The following is a 16399-nucleotide window of genomic DNA, read 5'->3' on the forward strand; positions in this document are numbered from 1 at the left end:
CCAGCGACACGAGGATTTTCAGTCCTCTGCTCTACCGACTGAGCTATCTGGGCAGAAGTACAAGTACTTCATGCATCATCTTCATACGAAGACAATTCGGTCTTACCAATCAATATATAATAAGCGTTAATTAATGCCGGAGACCGGAATCGAACCGGTACGACTTTATAGGTCGCAGGATTTTAAGTCCTGTGCGTCTGCCAGTTCCGCCACTCCGGCGCATAACCAACAACTTATTATGATCGTATAACGATCAAATGGAGGGAGAAGGATTCGAACCTTCGAAGCTATCGCAACAGATTTACAGTCTGCCCCCTTTGGCCACTCGGGAACCCCTCCAAACAAAATATGAACTTGAATCTCCAAGAGGAAGCGCCCTCAAGGTGAACAAGATATATCTTACCACAATTAGAAGTTTTGTCAATAGTTTTGGTGAAGTTTTTAACGGTAGGATAAAAGAGAAGGCTTAAACCAAGGTTAATAGTTTACTAAAGGTTTAGAATCCAATTGCTAAGCATGGTTAAAAAAGATATAATTAACCATGTCAGAGAAAACGAGTGAGTTTGGAGACGACAAAAAGCGAGGTAAACGTATGGGAAAAATAACCATGAAGGACGTTGCAAAACATGCAGGTGTATCGGTTGCAACCGTATCCAATGTTATCAATAACATATCCAATAAAACAACGGAAGCGACGAAGCAAAAAGTCCTTTCATCCGTCAAGGAACTTAATTATAAAATGGACATGACCGCTCGAAGTTTGTCCATTGGAAAATCAAATTTAATCGGTATTTTCATACCGGAAGTATACGAAAACAGTGCGCCAAGTTCTCTTCTAAAAACCAATCCATTTTACAGTGAGATTATTAGTGGTATTGAATATGAAGCCAGGATGCTCGGCTATGATATTCTCATATCTTGTATTCACTCTATTGATCATGCCCTTGAGTTGGTGAATAAGCGGATGTTAGATGGCTTGGCCATCCTTGGTACTTATGATACAAGGTTTTGGGAAGACCTTAAGCTGGTATCGGTGCCAATCGTCTTAATAGATAATTACAACTATGAAGCGGTGGGTGTTAATAATGTGGGTATTGATGATGAACTCGGTGCTTATCTTGCGACCAAACACTTAACGACCCTTGGGCATAAGCATATTGCTTTTGCGACCAGTGAGGTCGGCGTTTCAGAGGTGAATGAGAAACGTTTTATAGGGTTCAAACGTGCTATAAAAGAAGCCAAGTTAGATCAAACAGCATGCCCAGTGATTGTTGAGGCGGTTTCCTTCAAAGGTGGCATAACCATAGGCCATAGACTTTTAAAGGACCACATGGAGGTCACAGCGGTGTTTGCTATTGCAGATATTATGGCACTTGGTATTATTAAGATCATGCATCAGTTTGGAAGGAAGATTCCGGAAGATCTATCCATAATAGGATTTGATGACTTAAGCATTTGTGAGTACACGTTTCCGGCCTTAACCACAATAAGGCAGGATATCTATAAAAAAGGTGTGGAAGTTGCCAGACTTCTCATTAAAAAAATTGATGGTGAGCTGGGGTTAAAGTCACAGGAGCTACCTGTTGAACTCATTGTCAGAGAGACGACAAAGGCCATCTTGAAATAAGGGCTTGTGGCTAGGGCGAAAAATCAACTATATTATTTTGGTACTTTATCATTGTTACAATATGTTTTCATTCGCAGGTGAACTATGGTTTGGAAGAATCATTCATGCTATAATAGCACCTGTACAAGCAATGGATAGACTGAAAACGGCGCGTCTCAATGAAGATGAGGTAAATAGATGAAGAATATGATGAATAAAATGATAATTGTAATGATGGCGGTGGTATTAATGTCAACCACCATTGTCCATGGTGCCACCAATGAAGAAAGTTATGCTGGTAATCAATTAAGAACGCTAGGTATACTTAGAGGTTATGATGACGGATCCCTTAAGCTTGATAATCCGATTGTCAGAGCTGAAGTAGCAGCCTTAGCTGTAAGAATACTAGGATACGAAGGTGTTGAAGTGGCAGGAGAAAGCAAGAGCTTTGCGGATGTTCCAACCAGTCACTGGGCCCATGGGGTGATTGGCAATGCTAATAAATTAAAGCTTGTACAGGGTTATCCGGGAGATACTTTTAGACCGGCCGGCAACATCACTTATGGGGAAATCGTAACTATTATGGTGAATGCTCTAGGTAGGCAAGAGAATCTAACAGGCAAATGGCCAGAGAACTATATACAAAGAGCCAAATCCATTGGAGTTATACCGGCTAATTCGAGTGTAGATCCAAGTAAAGTTGTCACAAGAGGTGAAGTCGCCTTGATTATATGGGATACACTATTGGTTAAACAATAATACGATATCAAAGCCACTTCTTATGAAGTGGTTTTTTCATTATAGTTCAGGTGTCAATATTTAACCTCTTTTATAATGTCAGGAAAAATGCTATAATACTATAAAATTAGGAAACAGTACGGGAAACGATGAGGAATGAATATATGGAGATTGGAAAAGTATCTGAATCGGTTTTAAAAAGAACCATCTTAAAGCCTTTATCCGTAAAAAGAGAAGAAGTTATTCATGGCCCTGGCATTGGTGAGGATTGTTGCGTTCTAAAATTCCCCAGTGAGGATCTTATTGTTATGTCAACAGATCCGATTACTGGAACCACCAAAGAGATCGGTAAGCTGGCGGTTCATGTTACAGCTAATGATATAGCTTCAAGTGGGGCAACGCTGGTTGGTATCTTACTTACAATATTATTACCTACAGGCTTCTTAGAAGAAGATCTTAAGATTATTATGCAGGATGTGAACGCGGTTTGTACATCTTTGAATGTGCAAGTGCTTGGTGGACATACAGAGGTGACAGGCGCGGTCAACCAAGTGATTGTATCGGTGACGGGCATAGGTAGAGCAACAGATGCCAGTTTAGCCATGTCATGCAATTTACACCCTGGTGATGATTTGGTCATGACCAAATGGGCAGGTATTGAAGGTACCGGTATCATTGCTCTGGAAAAAGAAGCTGAGTTAAAAGGTCATGTTAAACAAAGCTTAATTGAAGAAGCTAAGAAGTTTACAGATCTCATTTCAGTTGTTGAGGATAGCGCGGCCGCCATGAAGCATGGTGTAAAAGCCATGCACGATATAACAGAAGGTGGCGTATATGGAGCACTCTGGGAAATGGCATCAAGTGCTAAAGTTGGTTTTGAAGTTCAACTCGATCATATACCTTTAAAAAGAGAAACGATCGAAATATGTGAGTTTTATAGCATTAACCCTTATCAACTCATTTCGAGTGGCGCACTGCTTATTGGAACAGAAGATGGACCTGGACTTGTTAAGGCATTACTAGAAGCAGGTATTCATAGTGCACATATTGGGAAAGTAACTTCCGGTAAGGAACGTCTCATTATCAGCGATCAAATGCGGCAAACCCTTAAGCCACCTAAATCAGACGAACTATATAAAGTAATCAGATGACTCAACATTCCCACAGGTAGGATTTCTTAGTGATTTTCATTGCTTGCCAGCAAGAAAATAGAAAAATTTGGGAAAGCGGAGTTAGATAATAAACGATTGAGTTTAATACCAAACAAGATTATGGAGGTAACATATGAGAGAAGACATACTGCAGATTATTCAAAACAACAGCAAAATCGAAGTCAAAGACTTGGCAATGATGCTAAATGACAATGAAGATAATATAGCCGATGAAATAACGAAAATGGAAAAAGAAAAAATTATATGTGGTTATCATACACTCATTAATTGGGATCGTACCAACAATGAAAAAGTAACGGCATTAATTGAAGTCAGAGTCACCCCACAAAGAGGTGAAGGCTTCGACCGTATTGCAGAACGCATCTACAGATTCAAAGAAGTAACAGCGGTTTATCTGATGTCCGGTGGGTTTGATCTTACAGTCATCATTGAAGGCTCAACCATGAAGGAAGTGGCTTTATTTGTTGGACAAACATTAGCACCTTTAGAATCCGTCCTAAGTACCGGTACCCATTTTGTTCTGAAAAAATACAAAGATTATGGGATTATTCTAGACGATGAGAAAAAAGACGAGAGAATGGTGGTGACCCCATGATGGAAAATAAATTATCACAAAGAGCATCCGTAATTCCACCATCAGGCATTCGCAAGTTTTTTGATATTGTAACAGAAATGAAAGATGCCATATCTCTAGGTGTTGGTGAACCTGATTTTGATACACCTTGGAGAATTAGAGAAGAAGGTATCTATTCTCTTGAAAAAGGCAAAACATTTTATACTTCTAATTCCGGTCTCTTAGAGCTTAGGGAAGCCATATGTGATTATCAGAGGCGAAGGTTCAACTTAGACTATGATTATAAAGCAGAATGTCTTGTAACAGTAGGAGGCAGTGAAGGTATTGATTTAGCCCTTCGTGCCCTCATTAATCCCGGAGATGACGTTCTTATTGCAGAACCTTGCTTTGTTTCCTATCAGCCTTGTGCCTATCTGGCGGGTGCTAATGTCATCTCTATTCCACTAAAAGCTGAAAATGAGTTCCGTATTACAGCTGAAGAGATTGAAGCGGCTATTACACCAAAAAGTAAAGTGTTAATGATATCTTTCCCAACCAATCCTACCGGAGCGGTCATGAAAGAAGAACATTTAAAAGCCATATCAGAAGTTATTATCAAACACGATCTGATTGTTATTTCCGATGAGATCTATGCAGAGTTATCTTATGGCTTTGAGCATGTGTCTATAGCATCTTTACCGGGCATGAGAGAGCGTACAATCATCATCAATGGCTTTTCAAAAGCCTATGCCATGACAGGATGGAGAATGGGTTATGTGCTTGGACCAGAAGAAGCTGTAGGATTAATGACCAAGATTCATCAGTATGCAATTATGAGTGCACCAACCACCAGTCAATATGCTGCACTTGAAGCTGCAAAGAACTGTGATGATGATGTGGAAATGATGCGACGTGCGTATAATCAAAGAAGAAGATTAATGGTTGAAGGCTTTAGAAAAATGGGACTAGATTGTTTTGAACCGGAGGGTGCATTCTATGTATTCCCATCCATTCAAAAAACCGGTCTAACATCTGAAGAATTTGCAACTCAGTTATTGTTTGATCAAAAGGTAGCGGTTGTACCAGGAACGGCTTTTGGAGAATGTGGTGAAGGGTTCATAAGATGTTCCTATGCATATTCTGTAGAAGAGTTGAAGATTGCACTTGAGAGAATTGGTTTGTTTGTTGAGAAGATGATAAAAAAATAAAGGCACTACATAAAATAAAAAACCTAATACACAATAAAAAGAGGCTGTCTCAGGATATATCATAATCTGAGGCAGCCTTGCTTTGTCTCTATAATACAGATTCTAATGTGCCACTTTACAATCCGAACAGGTTCCGTATAGGAATATTTTCTCAGATTCTATGGTGAAATCCGTTTCCGATTGAAGTTGATTAATCAGTTGATCAACGACACGGGTGTGTAAATCATAGACTTGACCACAATGATTACAAATCATGTGAGGATGATTATGGATAATGGCGTCATAGCGAAAACGGTCTTCACCAACATTAAGCTCCTGGATAAGATTGGCTTTTTTTAAGGTGTCTAGTGTCTTATAAATGGTTGCAAGACTCATCGTTGGATGGGTTTCTTGTAAAGCATTATAAATAGATTCAGCACTAGGATGTTCTACAGTATTACATAGAACATTAAATATAGCTAATCTTTGTGGTGTGACTTTTAGATTTTTAGCTTTAAGCATAGCGGTTATTTGATCCATATCTTCACTCCTGTAATAGTTATTATTTCATAGTAGTAACTTAATTCTATTATAGAATAGATGTCTTGTCAAGTTCAACCTTTTTTAGTGGTTGCGGTATACAGCTCAAACTGTATTTTAGCGATATTTATTGATAGCCAATAACCCTATGTGATACAATAAGTAAAAGAGACAAAAGGAGGGAACAATGTGTCAGTCAATGTAGAGTTAATTAATCCGTTTATCAGTGCAGCTCAAAGTGTTTTAAGGGACTTATCACAAATACATACAAAAATGGGTAAGCCCTATATAAAGAATCCGGAGTATGAAGGGAAGGTCTTAACGGTTATAGTAGGTGTAACAGGAGAACTAAGAGGACAAGTTATTATTTCTCTTGAAGAGGATATAGCTTGTAATATTGCATCGCATATGATGATGGGTATGCCGGTTTTAGAATTAAACGATATGTCAAAAAGTGCCATTGGTGAGCTTGCTAATATGGTACTGGGCAATGCTGCTACTATTTTTTCAACCAAGGGTATTATTGTGGATATAACTCCACCAAACTTATGTCTGGGTAACAATATGTCTTTTACTGTTAGTGACTCTAAGACAATCTGTGTTCCACTTGAGCTAGAAGATGGATCTACATTACTTGAACTGAACATTGCAATTAAACCAAAATGATGAATATTATTTTACTTGAACCTGAAATCCCCCATAATACAGGTAGTATTGGAAGAACTTGTGTAGCGACAGGTGCTTCCTTACACCTAATAAGACCACTTGGCTTTTCTTTAGACGAAAAGTCTGTTAAACGTGCCGGTTTAGATTATTGGCATAAATTAGATTTGCACATGTATGATTCATTTGAAGAATTTTTACTAAAGCATCCGGGCGTCAAAATATATATGGGTACGACCAAAGCTAAGAAAACGTATGCAGATGTTCAATATGAAAAAGGGTCCTTTATTATGTTTGGTAAAGAAAGTGCCGGTATACCGGAAGAAATCCTACTTAAGTATCAAGAAAGCTGTATACGTATACCGATGGCGAATGACATAAGGTCATTGAATTTATCTAATGCCGTTTCCATAGTACTTTATGAAGCCTATCGTCAACATAATTTTGGACAAATGCAAATAGAAGGCGAGTTGCATCATCATAAATGGTTATAAAGCTAAGAGGGTGACTATTTGGAAGAAGATAATAGAATTAGAAAACGGATCGACTATAGGAATCATATCTTGTGTTATAAGCACATTTTATCAAATAGCGATGAGACACCTGATCCTGCACCGATTAGAATAATCGTTGAAGATATCTCTTATAGCGGAATAGGCATTCGTTGTACCAGAGATCTTAGTACAGGCGATGTCCTTGTTTTCAATCTTGAAAATATCGGGGAGAAAAAAGAGGTCATGCTAGAGGTGATGTGGTGTCGTTACGCGGGCGGTGAGTACGAAGCCGGATTAAAGTTTAGGAATCTGACAAAAGAAACCATATTGTTTCTTGATGGTCTCATCAAAAATCACCTTAAACAAAAGAATAAATTAATCAATAAAGATACTTGAAAGAAATACAAGAGGCGTATTGCACTTTATACATGCAATGCGCCTTTATGTATGGTGGGAAAGTGGTAAAGTGAAAACGAAAGTTGTGCCTTTACCTTCTTGACTATACACGTCTATTTTCTCGTTATGAGCTTTGATAATTTCTCTTACGATGGATAGGCCAAGACCGATACCTTTCTTATCTTTACCCCTTGAGCGGTCAGCTTTATGAAATCGATCCCAGATGTACTTAATGTCTTCTTCGGATATTCCGGGACCTGAATCTTTGATACGTACTTCAACTTTACCTATTAATACCGTAGTTTCTACAATGATGGTGTCTTCCGGAGAACAGAATTTTATGGCGTTATCGATGAGATTGGTCAAAACACGTTGTATCTGGTTCATATCCGCAAATACAAACAGTTCCTGTTGGTCGATGAGCAAGGTGAAATCGATATGCTTATCTAGGATTTTCTGCTCAAATTGAAAGAGGATTTTTCGAATATCTTGATGAAGATCATAATGGGTTTTGTTTAATTGTACGGTATTATTTTCCATTTTTGTTAGGAGGAGTATGTCGTTGGTGAGCTTGGTCAAACGCTCTGTCTCATCAAGAACGATATTTAGGTACTTGCCTTGTCGTTCATAAGGAATGGTGTTATCTAGTATGGCTTGTACGAAACCTTTAATAGATGTTAGAGGTGACCTGAAATCATGAGAGATATTAGCAATAAAATCTTTACGCATATCTTCAAGTTTTTCGAGTTCAGAGGCCATATGGTTTATATTATTGGCCAGTTGTCCAATCTCGTTATCGGTACTTACAACAACATGGCTTGAAAAATCACCATTGGCAATGGCTTGAACCCGATCGTTTAACTCAGAGATGGTATTGGAAATACTTTTTGAGTAGACATAAGTAGATATAAAAGTGGCAGACAATAGTACAAGTAATGAAATAAGGGTCATTTGATAGATATTATTAATGTTTTCTCGCAATGTAGGATAAGGAGAGTTAATAATAACCGCTCCTATAATCCGATCACCTGAGAAAATAGGATAAGCGGTTGTCAGCACCAGCTGGTCATAGAGGTCACCAAAAGTACCGGTTTCTGACATTTGTTGACCTTCAAAAACAGAATGGATAATGGGATGATTGAGCTTATGACCGACCAAGGACTTGCCGGTGGTTTGAGTGTCTTTAAAAACCCTATGATTTTCATCCAGAATCATAATTCTAGAATCAATATATCGGCTGGTAGCGGTTAACTGATAGTTGAAATTAAGATCCGTCAAGGTTCTTGCCTTATAGGTTTCTATGAATTGATCACTTAAAATTCGACTTTCCTCTAACATCATTTTGTAATGGTTCTCTATAAAATAGTTTGAAATAATTTGAGTAAGTACACCAAACAATAGAAGGAAAATGACCAAAGTGGTCATAGCATAGATAGCAAAAAAACGGCCTGTAAATGTCTTGAACATATCTAGTTCACCTCAAATTTATACCCAATGCCCCAAACGGTTTTGATACCCCAAGCATCTGATTCATTGATTTTTTCACGAATTCTTTTTATATGAACATCAACAGTGCGGGTGTCACCGATATATTCATAACCCCATATACGATCAAGGAGCTGCTCTCTTGTGAAGACCTGGTTCGGGTTGGAAGCAAGAAAATATATGAGTTCTAGTTCCTTTGGTGGCATTTCAATTTTTGTATCGTTATAGACAACGGTATAATTGGAGAGGTTGATGGTCAGGTTAGGCATCGCGATTTGTTTAGTAGTATTTCCTTTAGGGGTGAATCGTCTAAGGACAGCCTTGACTCTTGCGGTGAGCTCTTTAGTATCAAAAGGTTTGATCATGTAGTCATCCGCACCCAGTTCAAGCCCCAGAATTTTATCAAAGGTCTCACCTTTGGCTGTAAGCATAATAATTGGTGTATTACTCATTTGACGTATATCCTTACACACATCAAAGCCATCCCTTCCTGGTAACATAAGGTCTAAAATAACCAAGTTTGGTGAGAAAGATTTAAAAACATGGATTGCGTCATTGCCATTGTGAACAGATTTTGTTGAATAACCTTCTTTTTCCAGATAGAGGGCTATGAGTTCGGTTATATTTTCGTCGTCGTCAACAATGAGTATTTTTGATTTTGCTTCCATGAGGACACCTCAATTCTTGTATGGTGGTTGGGATGGTTTATAGGAGCTAATATTATTATAAGCATTTTACTTGAATTCTACAATAGTTACACCGGATTCTCCTTCACCATAGGCACCAATTCGAAAGGAATCTACATATTTCACTTTTCTCAGGTGCTTATGAATGGCAGACCTAAGAGCACCGGTACCTTTGCCATGAATGATGGTGACCATAGGTAGTTTTGATAGATAGGCGTCATCTAAGTATTTATCCAGAACCTGTAGTGCATCGATGGTCATTTCCCCTCGCAGATCAATCTCTGTTGAGATGTTATAAGCTTTGGTGGTTACACTTTTTGAAGAAGCTTTTTTGCGTGCTTCTTTTGGATGGTGACTTTCTTCTTGTAGAACCGTCACATCTTTAAGGGAAACATTGGACTTCATAATACCCATTTGAACTTGAATCTCACCTTTACTATTTGGTAAAGATAAAACGGCACCATTTCCATTAAAAGGAGCAACAAAAACCGTATCACCAATGGCAATGTCTTTTGCTTTGGTGCCTTTTGCCTTAGCTTTTGGTAAACCCATTTCATTTTCCATCTTTGTCATAGACTGACGTAAAGTACTGCGACTTTCTTCTAGAGCCTTGGTGTCAATCTGAGCACTATCAGCGATTCGGTTAATCTGGCGAATGAGTCGATCTGCTTCTTCTTTAGCGGCTTCTGTAATTCTATAAGCTTCTTTTTTAGCTTCCATAAGCATTTCTTGTTTTTTTTGCTCAAAAGCTTCTTTTTGAAGATCAAACCGGCGCTTAAGGATTTCAGTTTCTTTTCTATATTTTTCAGCCTTTTCTTTCTCAGCAATGGCTAATTTTTTGTTGATCTCAAGATCTGTAATCAAGTCTTCAAAACGGACTTCTTTTTGTTGAAGAAGCGCTTTGGCTTCCTCGATAATATCATCACCCAGCCCTAATCTTTTTGAGATGGCAAAGGCATTACTTTTTCCTGGAACACCTATAAGTAAACGGTAGGTAGGGCGTAAGGTGGTCACATCAAATTCGCAGGAAGCATTTTCTACACCCTCGGTTGAAAGGGCATAGACTTTAAGCTCACTATAATGCGTGGTGGCTACAGTGAGAACCCTTCGGGCAAATAGATTTTCCAAAGTAGCCATGGCAAGTGCGGCACCTTCTGTTGGATCCGTACCGGCCCCAAGCTCATCAAAAAGCACCAAAGAATCGATGGTTGCCTTCTTAAGTATATCCACGATATTAACCATATGTGAAGAAAAGGTACTTAGAGATTGTTCGATACTTTGTTCATCGCCGATGTCTGCATAGATCTCATCAAAAACCGTTAAACTAGAACCGTCAAAAGCAGGTATATGCAAACCGGCTTGACCCATGAGGGAAAAGAGGCCTAAAGTCTTAAGGGTAACGGTCTTACCACCGGTATTGGGTCCTGTAATGACTAAGGTATTAAATGATTTCCCGAGGTAAATATCAATAGGTACCACTTCTTGATCACTTAGTAGAGGATGCCTTGCTTTTTTTAGATTGATCTCTTTGTTGTCATTAAACATAGGTAAGGTGGCATTTTGCTTTAAAGCCAGTTCAGCCTTGGCAAAGATAAAATCGAGCTCAGCCATGACATCCAAGTTGATTTTTAGAGCCTCCATATGCACCGCTGCCAAAGCACTAAGTTCTGCAAGAATACGGCTGATTTCTTCTTGTTCTTCGTGGGCCAATTCAGTTAGTCCGTTATTTAGTTCCACAACAGACATAGGCTCGATAAACAGTGTTGAACCGGTAGAAGATTGGTCATGAATCATACCCTTGAATTGACTACGGTATTCGGCTTTAACTGGTACACAGAAGCGGTCATTACGGATGGTAATAATTGGATCTTGTAACATAGTTTTTTGGTTATTATTATTAATAATGCTGTTGAGGTTAGATCGGATTTTAGTATGGGTATTTTGTATGCTACGCCGTATCTGATGAAGCTGTGAACTGGCTTCATCAGCGATGGTATCATCAGATATGATGCAACGATCTATCTCTCTAAGTAATGGCGTTAGTGGTTCGATGTCCAAGAAAAGAGGGGCAATGGAAAGTGTACAAATCATCTCTTCGCCTTCTCTGAAATAACTTTTTAGACGGGAAGCAACGCGTAGTACATCTCCAATATGGAGCAATTCAAGTATAGAGAGGTTACCACCAATGGCCAGTCTTTTTAAGGAAGGACCGATAAGATGTGTACCACGAATAGGTAGTGAACCATATTTGAGCACGGTGGAGAGTGCCTCTGAAGTCTCGTTTTGCTTTCGGTTGATTGCTTCAAGATCGGAATATGGTTTTAAGGCTTCAACCATTTTTTTGCCCGGTTCTGATTGAGCCAATTGTTTGAGTTGTAATATGATTTTATCGTATTCAAGTATTTTTAGGGCTTTTTGATTCATGAGTAACTCCTTTATTATGGTTATAGATCTAGATAATAGAGGTCGTAGGCTGCTTTTTCATAGACAGGCATGATATTATCACGATCATTATATTTATGAAAGCCAAGGGAAGACCAAAACTGGCGTGCAGAAGTATTATCAAGATGGCATGTCAGATAGATTCGGCTATAATTGCGGGGCTGTATGTAGTTTTTAAAAAAATCACAAAAGAACTGTCGACCATAGCCTTGCCCAATATAGTCTGGTAATATCAGAAAGCTTTGAAGCCAACAAGTTCCTGACAGGTTTGTTTTCATGAGCTTTAAGTACCCTAAAGATTTTTGACTGACGGTATCAATGTATATAAAGTGCTCACCTGCATCTTTCTCAAGAGACTTGGGTGATTGTATGGCTTTGTTATATTGATCATACCGAGTTAAGGCAATATTAATTCTCAACAAATCAAGGGCACTTGCTTGGATTATTTCCAACTTTTTTCTTTGCGGATTTGTCATAAGGAACCACCTTTAATATATATAAATATATTCTCTTATCATTTTACATGATTATGACATAATTATAAAGCATCCTAACATATCTTTTTTATGACACCTTGTTACGAAGCCAAGATGTTTGTACTTAAAGGGGTATAAAAGGTCTTGAGAATCAGGAGATTAAGGGGTTTATGAGAAACGCTAATTTGTTAACGTTCTATTCATAATCTGTTCAAAAACAGGTTGTATAATAGGGAATAGGAATTAATGAGCTTGATCATTGGAGTGTGAATCATGAGCGAAACTAAGACGAATAATGGATGTCCTTCATTTTACAAAGAGGAAATTAAACATCCCAAAAAACTTTCCAGATTTTCAAAGCTAGTTCGCAAAATAAGTACAATAGTATTTGGAGCAAAAAGATGATGAGTAGCAGAGATGCTGCTTTTTGTTTTTATTTGACATATTGGCCAGTTAATGTTTCAATTAATCTATATAGTGGTTAAGTTAATGAAACTTAGTTTTGACGCTTAACCTAGATAGAATAAGGTGGCGAGAAAATGAAACTTGGTTGTAACTATTCCGAAGAACTGATGTTATTAATTGAAGAAGACGCTGTGGAAGTGGATTGTATTAAGATGGGTTATTTCCAGCCCTTTATAGGATTACATGAGGAGATTGTGAAGAAGAAGCCAATCCTAATACATGGTTTTGGTAAGCATGAACACATCGGTATGGTCGATCCAAAGCGTAATAATGATTGGCACCATATGAATGAAGTTCTGACCCAATATGATGCCCCACATTTAGCGGTACATTTTTCTATTTATGACCAAGATTTGCATGTTGTTAGGGATATAAGACAACGGTTGGATCAAGGCGTTGAGATATTCAAAGAACTTCTAGAAGTACCTTTAATTATTGAAAACATGGATTATAATCCGTTTTATACGCCCCACTATGTAAAACCTGAAGCGGTAGATCCGGATTTTATAGCCGAAATGTGTGAAAAACATGATGTTGGTCTTTTACTTGATACAGCCCATGCAAGCGTCTCAGCCTATCACTTAAGAATGGATGTTCATGATTATTTAAGAAGGCTTCCTTTAAAACGGGTTAAAGAGATACATTTTGTCGGAACTCAGATGACAGAAGACAAAGGGCTAATCGATATGCATACACCTTTAACACCAAGAGATTACGATTTATTGGATTGGCTTAGGTACAAATGTAAACCAGAGATTGTAACTTTGGAATATGGATGGCCAGGTACAGACTTCTCATGGCGTACCAGTAAAAAAGAGATAAAAAAACAGCTAATTGAGATAAGGAAAAGATTTTAGTCAACTTAGAAGACCCTATTTTAGGGTCTTTATTTAATAGATGAGCATAATGATGCTCGATTCTTTTCTTTAACTTCACTTGAAAATAGGCTATAATGTGATAATGGCAACAAGTAATACTGTTATGCAGATGGCAAGACAGTATTACATATTGAAAGGAGAAACATATGCGTTATTTGGCAGATGTGAATGAAGGCGATCAAATCGTCGATATATATTTATGTGCAGAAAAACAGGTACTAAAAACAAGAGCGGGGAAGAGCTATTACTCCGTCAGATTACAAGACAAAACAGGTGTGGGCGACGGTAAAATATGGGATCTTAACGATGGAATTAATAGCTTTGGCACAGGGGATTATATCAAAGTTGATGCAACGGTCGTAAGCTTTCAAGGCAGTATCCAGTATAATATTAAACGTGTTCGTGTAGCACAAGAGGGAGAATATGATCCTAAAGATTATATACCGGCAACAGAATACGATGTTGAAGAGATGTATAAGGAGTTTGTAGGATACATTGAAGATATGGATGATCCATGGCTTAAGCAGTTGGCCACTAATTTCTTTGTCGAAGATAAGGCTTTTGCCAAAAGTTTTAAGGCCCATACAGCTGCAAAAACCGTGCACCATGCTTATATGGGTGGATTATTAGAACATACCTTGTATATGCTTAGGCTATGTGATTTTATGACCAAGCAATATCCGGTATTGAACAAAAGCATCTTATTTTCAGGATGTATGTTCCACGATATTGGCAAGCTAAAAGAATTATCGGAGTTCCCGATTATTGAGTATACAGATGAAGGCCAGCTCATTGGGCATATCATTATAGGTATAGAGTGGCTAAGTAAAAAAATTGATGAGATTCCTAAGTTCCCACCAACGCTTGCCAATCTACTTAAGCATATGATTATCGCCCATCATGGGGAGTTAGAATACGGATCACCTAAGAAACCGGAACTCATTGAAGCCATAGCCCTTCATTATATTGATAATATGGATGCAAAGATGAAAACATTTACAACCTTGATGAAAGCCTCAAGTGAGCAAGATGATTGGTTAGGTTACCAGAGGATGTTTGAGAGCAACTTAAGAAGAACCAGATATTAGATTTTGTTAAGCAGATAAATAGATGAATAGAGGTATGAAATGTCGAAAGTAAAGGCACCAGTGGTAAAAAATGAAGTATATGAGATGATAGTTGATGATATTGGTGTTAACGGTGAAGGCATCGGCAAAGTGGAAGGTTATACTTTGTTTGTCGATGGCGGTTTGCCGGGTGAAACGGTTCTTGCTAAGGTTGTTAAAGTCGGTAAGAATTTTGGTTTTGGGAAGCTTGAGTCCATTCAGGTACCCTCCCCGGATAGAGTTATACCAATATGCAAAGTAGCTAGTCAGTGTGGCGGCTGTCAACTCCAGCATTTATCTTATGAGGGTCAGTTGAAGTTTAAGCAAAACAAAGTAGACCAATTGATTAAAAGAATTGGGAAATTAAGCGACATACAAGTAGAACCGGTTATAGGTATGGATGAGCCCTATTATTACCGAAACAAAGTTCAATATCCGGTTAGGTATGAAGGTGGTCGTGTAAAAATTGGCTTTTACGCCAAACGTAGCCACAGAATAGTGGAAACGGATATTTGTTATATTCAAGACCAACGTAATGAAGAAGTCAAAGTCCTTATCTTAGATTGGATGACACAAAATGGTATATCCGCCTATAATGAAGAAACACATAAAGGTTTTTTGAGACATATTGTAACAAGACATGCCCACTCCACAAAGCTTATGCATGTGACATTAGTCATTAACGGTCGACGCTTAAAGGCGTCCGAAGGTCTAATTGCAAGACTAACCAAGCTGGATTATATATCCGGAATCAGTGTGAATATAAACAAAGAAATCACCAATGTCATCATGGGGGGGCAATTGCTCCATGTGCATGGGGACACCCATATTGAAGACACCATAGATGATGTCAAGTTCCACATATCACCATTATCCTTCTTCCAAGTCAATCCGGTTCAGACAGAAAAACTATATGCAAAAGTCATTGAGTTTGCAGAACTAACCGGTGAAGAAACAGTCATGGATGTTTTTTGTGGTATTGGTAGCATATCTCTTTTACTGGCAAAAAAAGCAAAAAAAGTCATTGGTGTAGAAGTGGTTGAAGCGGCGGTAGAAGACGCACTTCATAATGCTGATATCAATGGTATAACGAATGCCGAGTTCTATACGGGCAAAGCAGAAGAAGTTATACCAAGGCTTCATGATGAATTAAAGATGCGTGCAGATGTCATCGTTGTGGACCCACCAAGAAAAGGCTGTGAAGAAGTACTACTAGTTGCGATGGTCAAGATTAATCCCAAGCGTATCATCTATGTCTCTTGTGACCCATCAACACTGGCAAGAGACCTTAAGTATCTTACGGAAAAGGGTTATAAAGTAGATCAAGTTCAGCCCCTTGATATGTTTTCTCAAGGCGTGCATGTGGAGACCATCTGTCTGCTAACAAGAAAATAAAAGCCATGAACTCTGCTATAATCCACTCGCATCTTTAAATAGTATTATTTTAACCAATAATTATAACACTATACGACATAAAACACAATATTAAACCTATATAAACTTGTATTTTTT

The 16399-nt window shown here is 38.3% G+C and carries 16 protein-coding genes and 2 tRNA genes; 11 read left to right on the forward strand and 7 right to left on the reverse strand.

Annotated elements, in window-relative coordinates; all coding sequences use genetic code 11:
- Nucleotides 1-134: 134 nt before the first annotated feature.
- Together P0N36_RS11835 and P0N36_RS11840 are read right to left on the reverse strand one after the other, a co-directional pair.
- Nucleotides 135-219: transfer RNA gene (locus tag P0N36_RS11835), tRNA-Leu, on the reverse strand.
- A 39-nt stretch (nt 220-258) separates the two neighbouring features.
- Nucleotides 259-339 (reverse strand) — tRNA-Tyr (locus P0N36_RS11840).
- Nucleotides 340-541: 202 nt separating this feature from the next.
- On the opposite strand from P0N36_RS11840, the gene P0N36_RS11845 reads away from it, so the two are divergent.
- From P0N36_RS11845 to P0N36_RS11865, 5 genes are all read left to right on the forward strand, one after another.
- Nucleotides 542-1627 (forward strand): LacI family DNA-binding transcriptional regulator, encoded by a 1086-nt coding sequence (locus P0N36_RS11845; protein ID WP_275843062.1) that lies wholly within the window; start codon nt 542-544, stop codon nt 1625-1627.
- A 177-nt stretch (nt 1628-1804) separates the two neighbouring features.
- Nucleotides 1805-2365, forward strand: coding sequence for an S-layer homology domain-containing protein (locus P0N36_RS11850; protein WP_275843063.1), 561 nt, complete (start codon nt 1805-1807; stop codon nt 2363-2365).
- A gap of 143 nt (nt 2366-2508) precedes the next feature.
- Nucleotides 2509-3495, forward strand: coding sequence for an AIR synthase family protein (locus P0N36_RS11855; protein ID WP_275843064.1), 987 nt, complete (start codon nt 2509-2511; stop codon nt 3493-3495).
- Between the two features lie 133 nt (nt 3496-3628).
- Nucleotides 3629-4111, forward strand: coding sequence for an Lrp/AsnC family transcriptional regulator (locus P0N36_RS11860; RefSeq protein WP_275843065.1), 483 nt, complete (start codon nt 3629-3631; stop codon nt 4109-4111).
- The gene (locus P0N36_RS11865) at nt 4111-5277 is read left to right on the forward strand and encodes an aminotransferase class I/II-fold pyridoxal phosphate-dependent enzyme (protein ID WP_275843077.1); all 1167 of its coding nucleotides are present in this window, start codon (nt 4111-4113) and stop codon (nt 5275-5277) included. The genes P0N36_RS11860 and P0N36_RS11865 overlap by 1 nt, the downstream gene beginning before the upstream one ends.
- Before the next feature lie 102 nt (nt 5278-5379).
- On the opposite strand, the gene P0N36_RS11870 is transcribed toward P0N36_RS11865, so the two are convergent.
- Nucleotides 5380-5796 carry a Fur family transcriptional regulator gene (locus tag P0N36_RS11870; RefSeq protein ID WP_275843066.1) on the reverse strand — a complete coding sequence of 139 codons (417 nt, stop codon included), beginning with the start codon at nt 5794-5796 and terminating at the stop codon, nt 5380-5382.
- A gap of 189 nt (nt 5797-5985) precedes the next feature.
- On the opposite strand from P0N36_RS11870, the gene P0N36_RS11875 reads away from it, so the two are divergent.
- Genes P0N36_RS11875 through P0N36_RS11885 form a run of 3 tightly spaced genes read left to right on the forward strand, consistent with a single transcriptional unit; the run spans nt 5986 to nt 7349 of the window.
- Entirely contained in the window at nt 5986-6462 is a 477-nt protein-coding gene (locus P0N36_RS11875; protein WP_275843067.1) for a chemotaxis protein CheX, read from the forward strand.
- Entirely contained in the window at nt 6462-6953 is a 492-nt protein-coding gene (locus P0N36_RS11880) for a tRNA (cytidine(34)-2'-O)-methyltransferase (protein WP_442957189.1), read from the forward strand. The genes P0N36_RS11875 and P0N36_RS11880 overlap by 1 nt, the downstream gene beginning before the upstream one ends.
- A gap of 18 nt (nt 6954-6971) precedes the next feature.
- Nucleotides 6972-7349, forward strand: a complete 378-nt coding sequence (locus P0N36_RS11885; RefSeq protein ID WP_275843069.1) for a PilZ domain-containing protein — start codon at nt 6972-6974, stop codon at nt 7347-7349.
- A 45-nt stretch (nt 7350-7394) separates the two neighbouring features.
- Here the strand turns inward: P0N36_RS11885 and P0N36_RS11890 are convergent, their stop codons facing one another.
- From P0N36_RS11890 to P0N36_RS11905, 4 genes are all read right to left on the reverse strand, one after another.
- Nucleotides 7395-8816 carry a sensor histidine kinase gene (locus P0N36_RS11890; protein ID WP_275843070.1) on the reverse strand — a complete coding sequence of 474 codons (1422 nt, stop codon included), beginning with the start codon at nt 8814-8816 and terminating at the stop codon, nt 7395-7397.
- Nucleotides 8817-8818: 2 nt separating this feature from the next.
- Nucleotides 8819-9502 carry a response regulator transcription factor gene (locus P0N36_RS11895; protein WP_275843071.1) on the reverse strand — a complete coding sequence of 228 codons (684 nt, stop codon included), beginning with the start codon at nt 9500-9502 and terminating at the stop codon, nt 8819-8821.
- Nucleotides 9503-9568: 66 nt separating this feature from the next.
- Nucleotides 9569-11944, reverse strand: coding sequence for an endonuclease MutS2 (locus tag P0N36_RS11900; RefSeq protein ID WP_275843072.1), 2376 nt, complete (start codon nt 11942-11944; stop codon nt 9569-9571).
- Between the two features lie 20 nt (nt 11945-11964).
- Nucleotides 11965-12438: a GNAT family N-acetyltransferase gene (locus tag P0N36_RS11905; protein WP_275843073.1), complete on the reverse strand. Its 474-nt coding sequence runs from the start codon at nt 12436-12438 to the stop codon at nt 11965-11967.
- Between the two features lie 539 nt (nt 12439-12977).
- Here P0N36_RS11905 and P0N36_RS11910 point away from each other — a divergent pair.
- From P0N36_RS11910 to rlmD, 3 genes are all read left to right on the forward strand, one after another.
- Nucleotides 12978-13760, forward strand: a complete 783-nt coding sequence (locus tag P0N36_RS11910; RefSeq protein WP_275843074.1) for a multinuclear nonheme iron-dependent oxidase — start codon at nt 12978-12980, stop codon at nt 13758-13760.
- 167 nt (nt 13761-13927) lie between these two features.
- Nucleotides 13928-14869, forward strand: a complete 942-nt coding sequence (locus P0N36_RS11915) for a 3'-5' exoribonuclease YhaM family protein (protein WP_275843075.1) — start codon at nt 13928-13930, stop codon at nt 14867-14869.
- A 39-nt stretch (nt 14870-14908) separates the two neighbouring features.
- Complete coding sequence (rlmD, locus tag P0N36_RS11920; protein ID WP_275843076.1) at nt 14909-16282, forward strand: 23S rRNA (uracil(1939)-C(5))-methyltransferase RlmD; 1374 nt, start codon at nt 14909-14911, stop codon at nt 16280-16282.
- Nucleotides 16283-16399: the final 117 nt, after the last annotated feature.

It is taken from the genome of Petrocella sp. FN5 (assembly GCF_029210395.1).
Lineage (GTDB): Bacteria > Bacillota > Clostridia > Lachnospirales > Vallitaleaceae > Petrocella.

Excerpts from the sequence above, each read along its gene's own strand:
- P0N36_RS11890 (WP_275843070.1), bottom strand. The coding sequence starts at position 8,816 with ATGTTCAAGACATTTACAGGCCGTTTTTTTGCTATCTATGCTATGACC.
- P0N36_RS11865 (WP_275843077.1), top strand. The coding sequence starts at position 4,111 with ATGGAAAATAAATTATCACAAAGAGCATCCGTAATTCCACCATCAGGC.
- P0N36_RS11870 (WP_275843066.1), bottom strand. The coding sequence starts at position 5,796 with ATGGATCAAATAACCGCTATGCTTAAAGCTAAAAATCTAAAAGTCACA.
- P0N36_RS11845 (WP_275843062.1), top strand. The coding sequence starts at position 542 with ATGTCAGAGAAAACGAGTGAGTTTGGAGACGACAAAAAGCGAGGTAAA.
- P0N36_RS11905 (WP_275843073.1), bottom strand. The coding sequence starts at position 12,438 with ATGACAAATCCGCAAAGAAAAAAGTTGGAAATAATCCAAGCAAGTGCC.
- P0N36_RS11855 (WP_275843064.1), top strand. The coding sequence starts at position 2,509 with ATGGAGATTGGAAAAGTATCTGAATCGGTTTTAAAAAGAACCATCTTA.
- P0N36_RS11895 (WP_275843071.1), bottom strand. The coding sequence starts at position 9,502 with ATGGAAGCAAAATCAAAAATACTCATTGTTGACGACGACGAAAATATA.
- P0N36_RS11910 (WP_275843074.1), top strand. The coding sequence starts at position 12,978 with ATGAAACTTGGTTGTAACTATTCCGAAGAACTGATGTTATTAATTGAA.
- rlmD (WP_275843076.1), top strand. The coding sequence starts at position 14,909 with ATGTCGAAAGTAAAGGCACCAGTGGTAAAAAATGAAGTATATGAGATG.
- P0N36_RS11850 (WP_275843063.1), top strand. The coding sequence starts at position 1,805 with ATGAAGAATATGATGAATAAAATGATAATTGTAATGATGGCGGTGGTA.
- P0N36_RS11880 (WP_442957189.1), top strand. The coding sequence starts at position 6,462 with ATGAATATTATTTTACTTGAACCTGAAATCCCCCATAATACAGGTAGT.
- P0N36_RS11860 (WP_275843065.1), top strand. The coding sequence starts at position 3,629 with ATGAGAGAAGACATACTGCAGATTATTCAAAACAACAGCAAAATCGAA.
- P0N36_RS11900 (WP_275843072.1), bottom strand. The coding sequence starts at position 11,944 with ATGAATCAAAAAGCCCTAAAAATACTTGAATACGATAAAATCATATTA.
- P0N36_RS11915 (WP_275843075.1), top strand. The coding sequence starts at position 13,928 with ATGCGTTATTTGGCAGATGTGAATGAAGGCGATCAAATCGTCGATATA.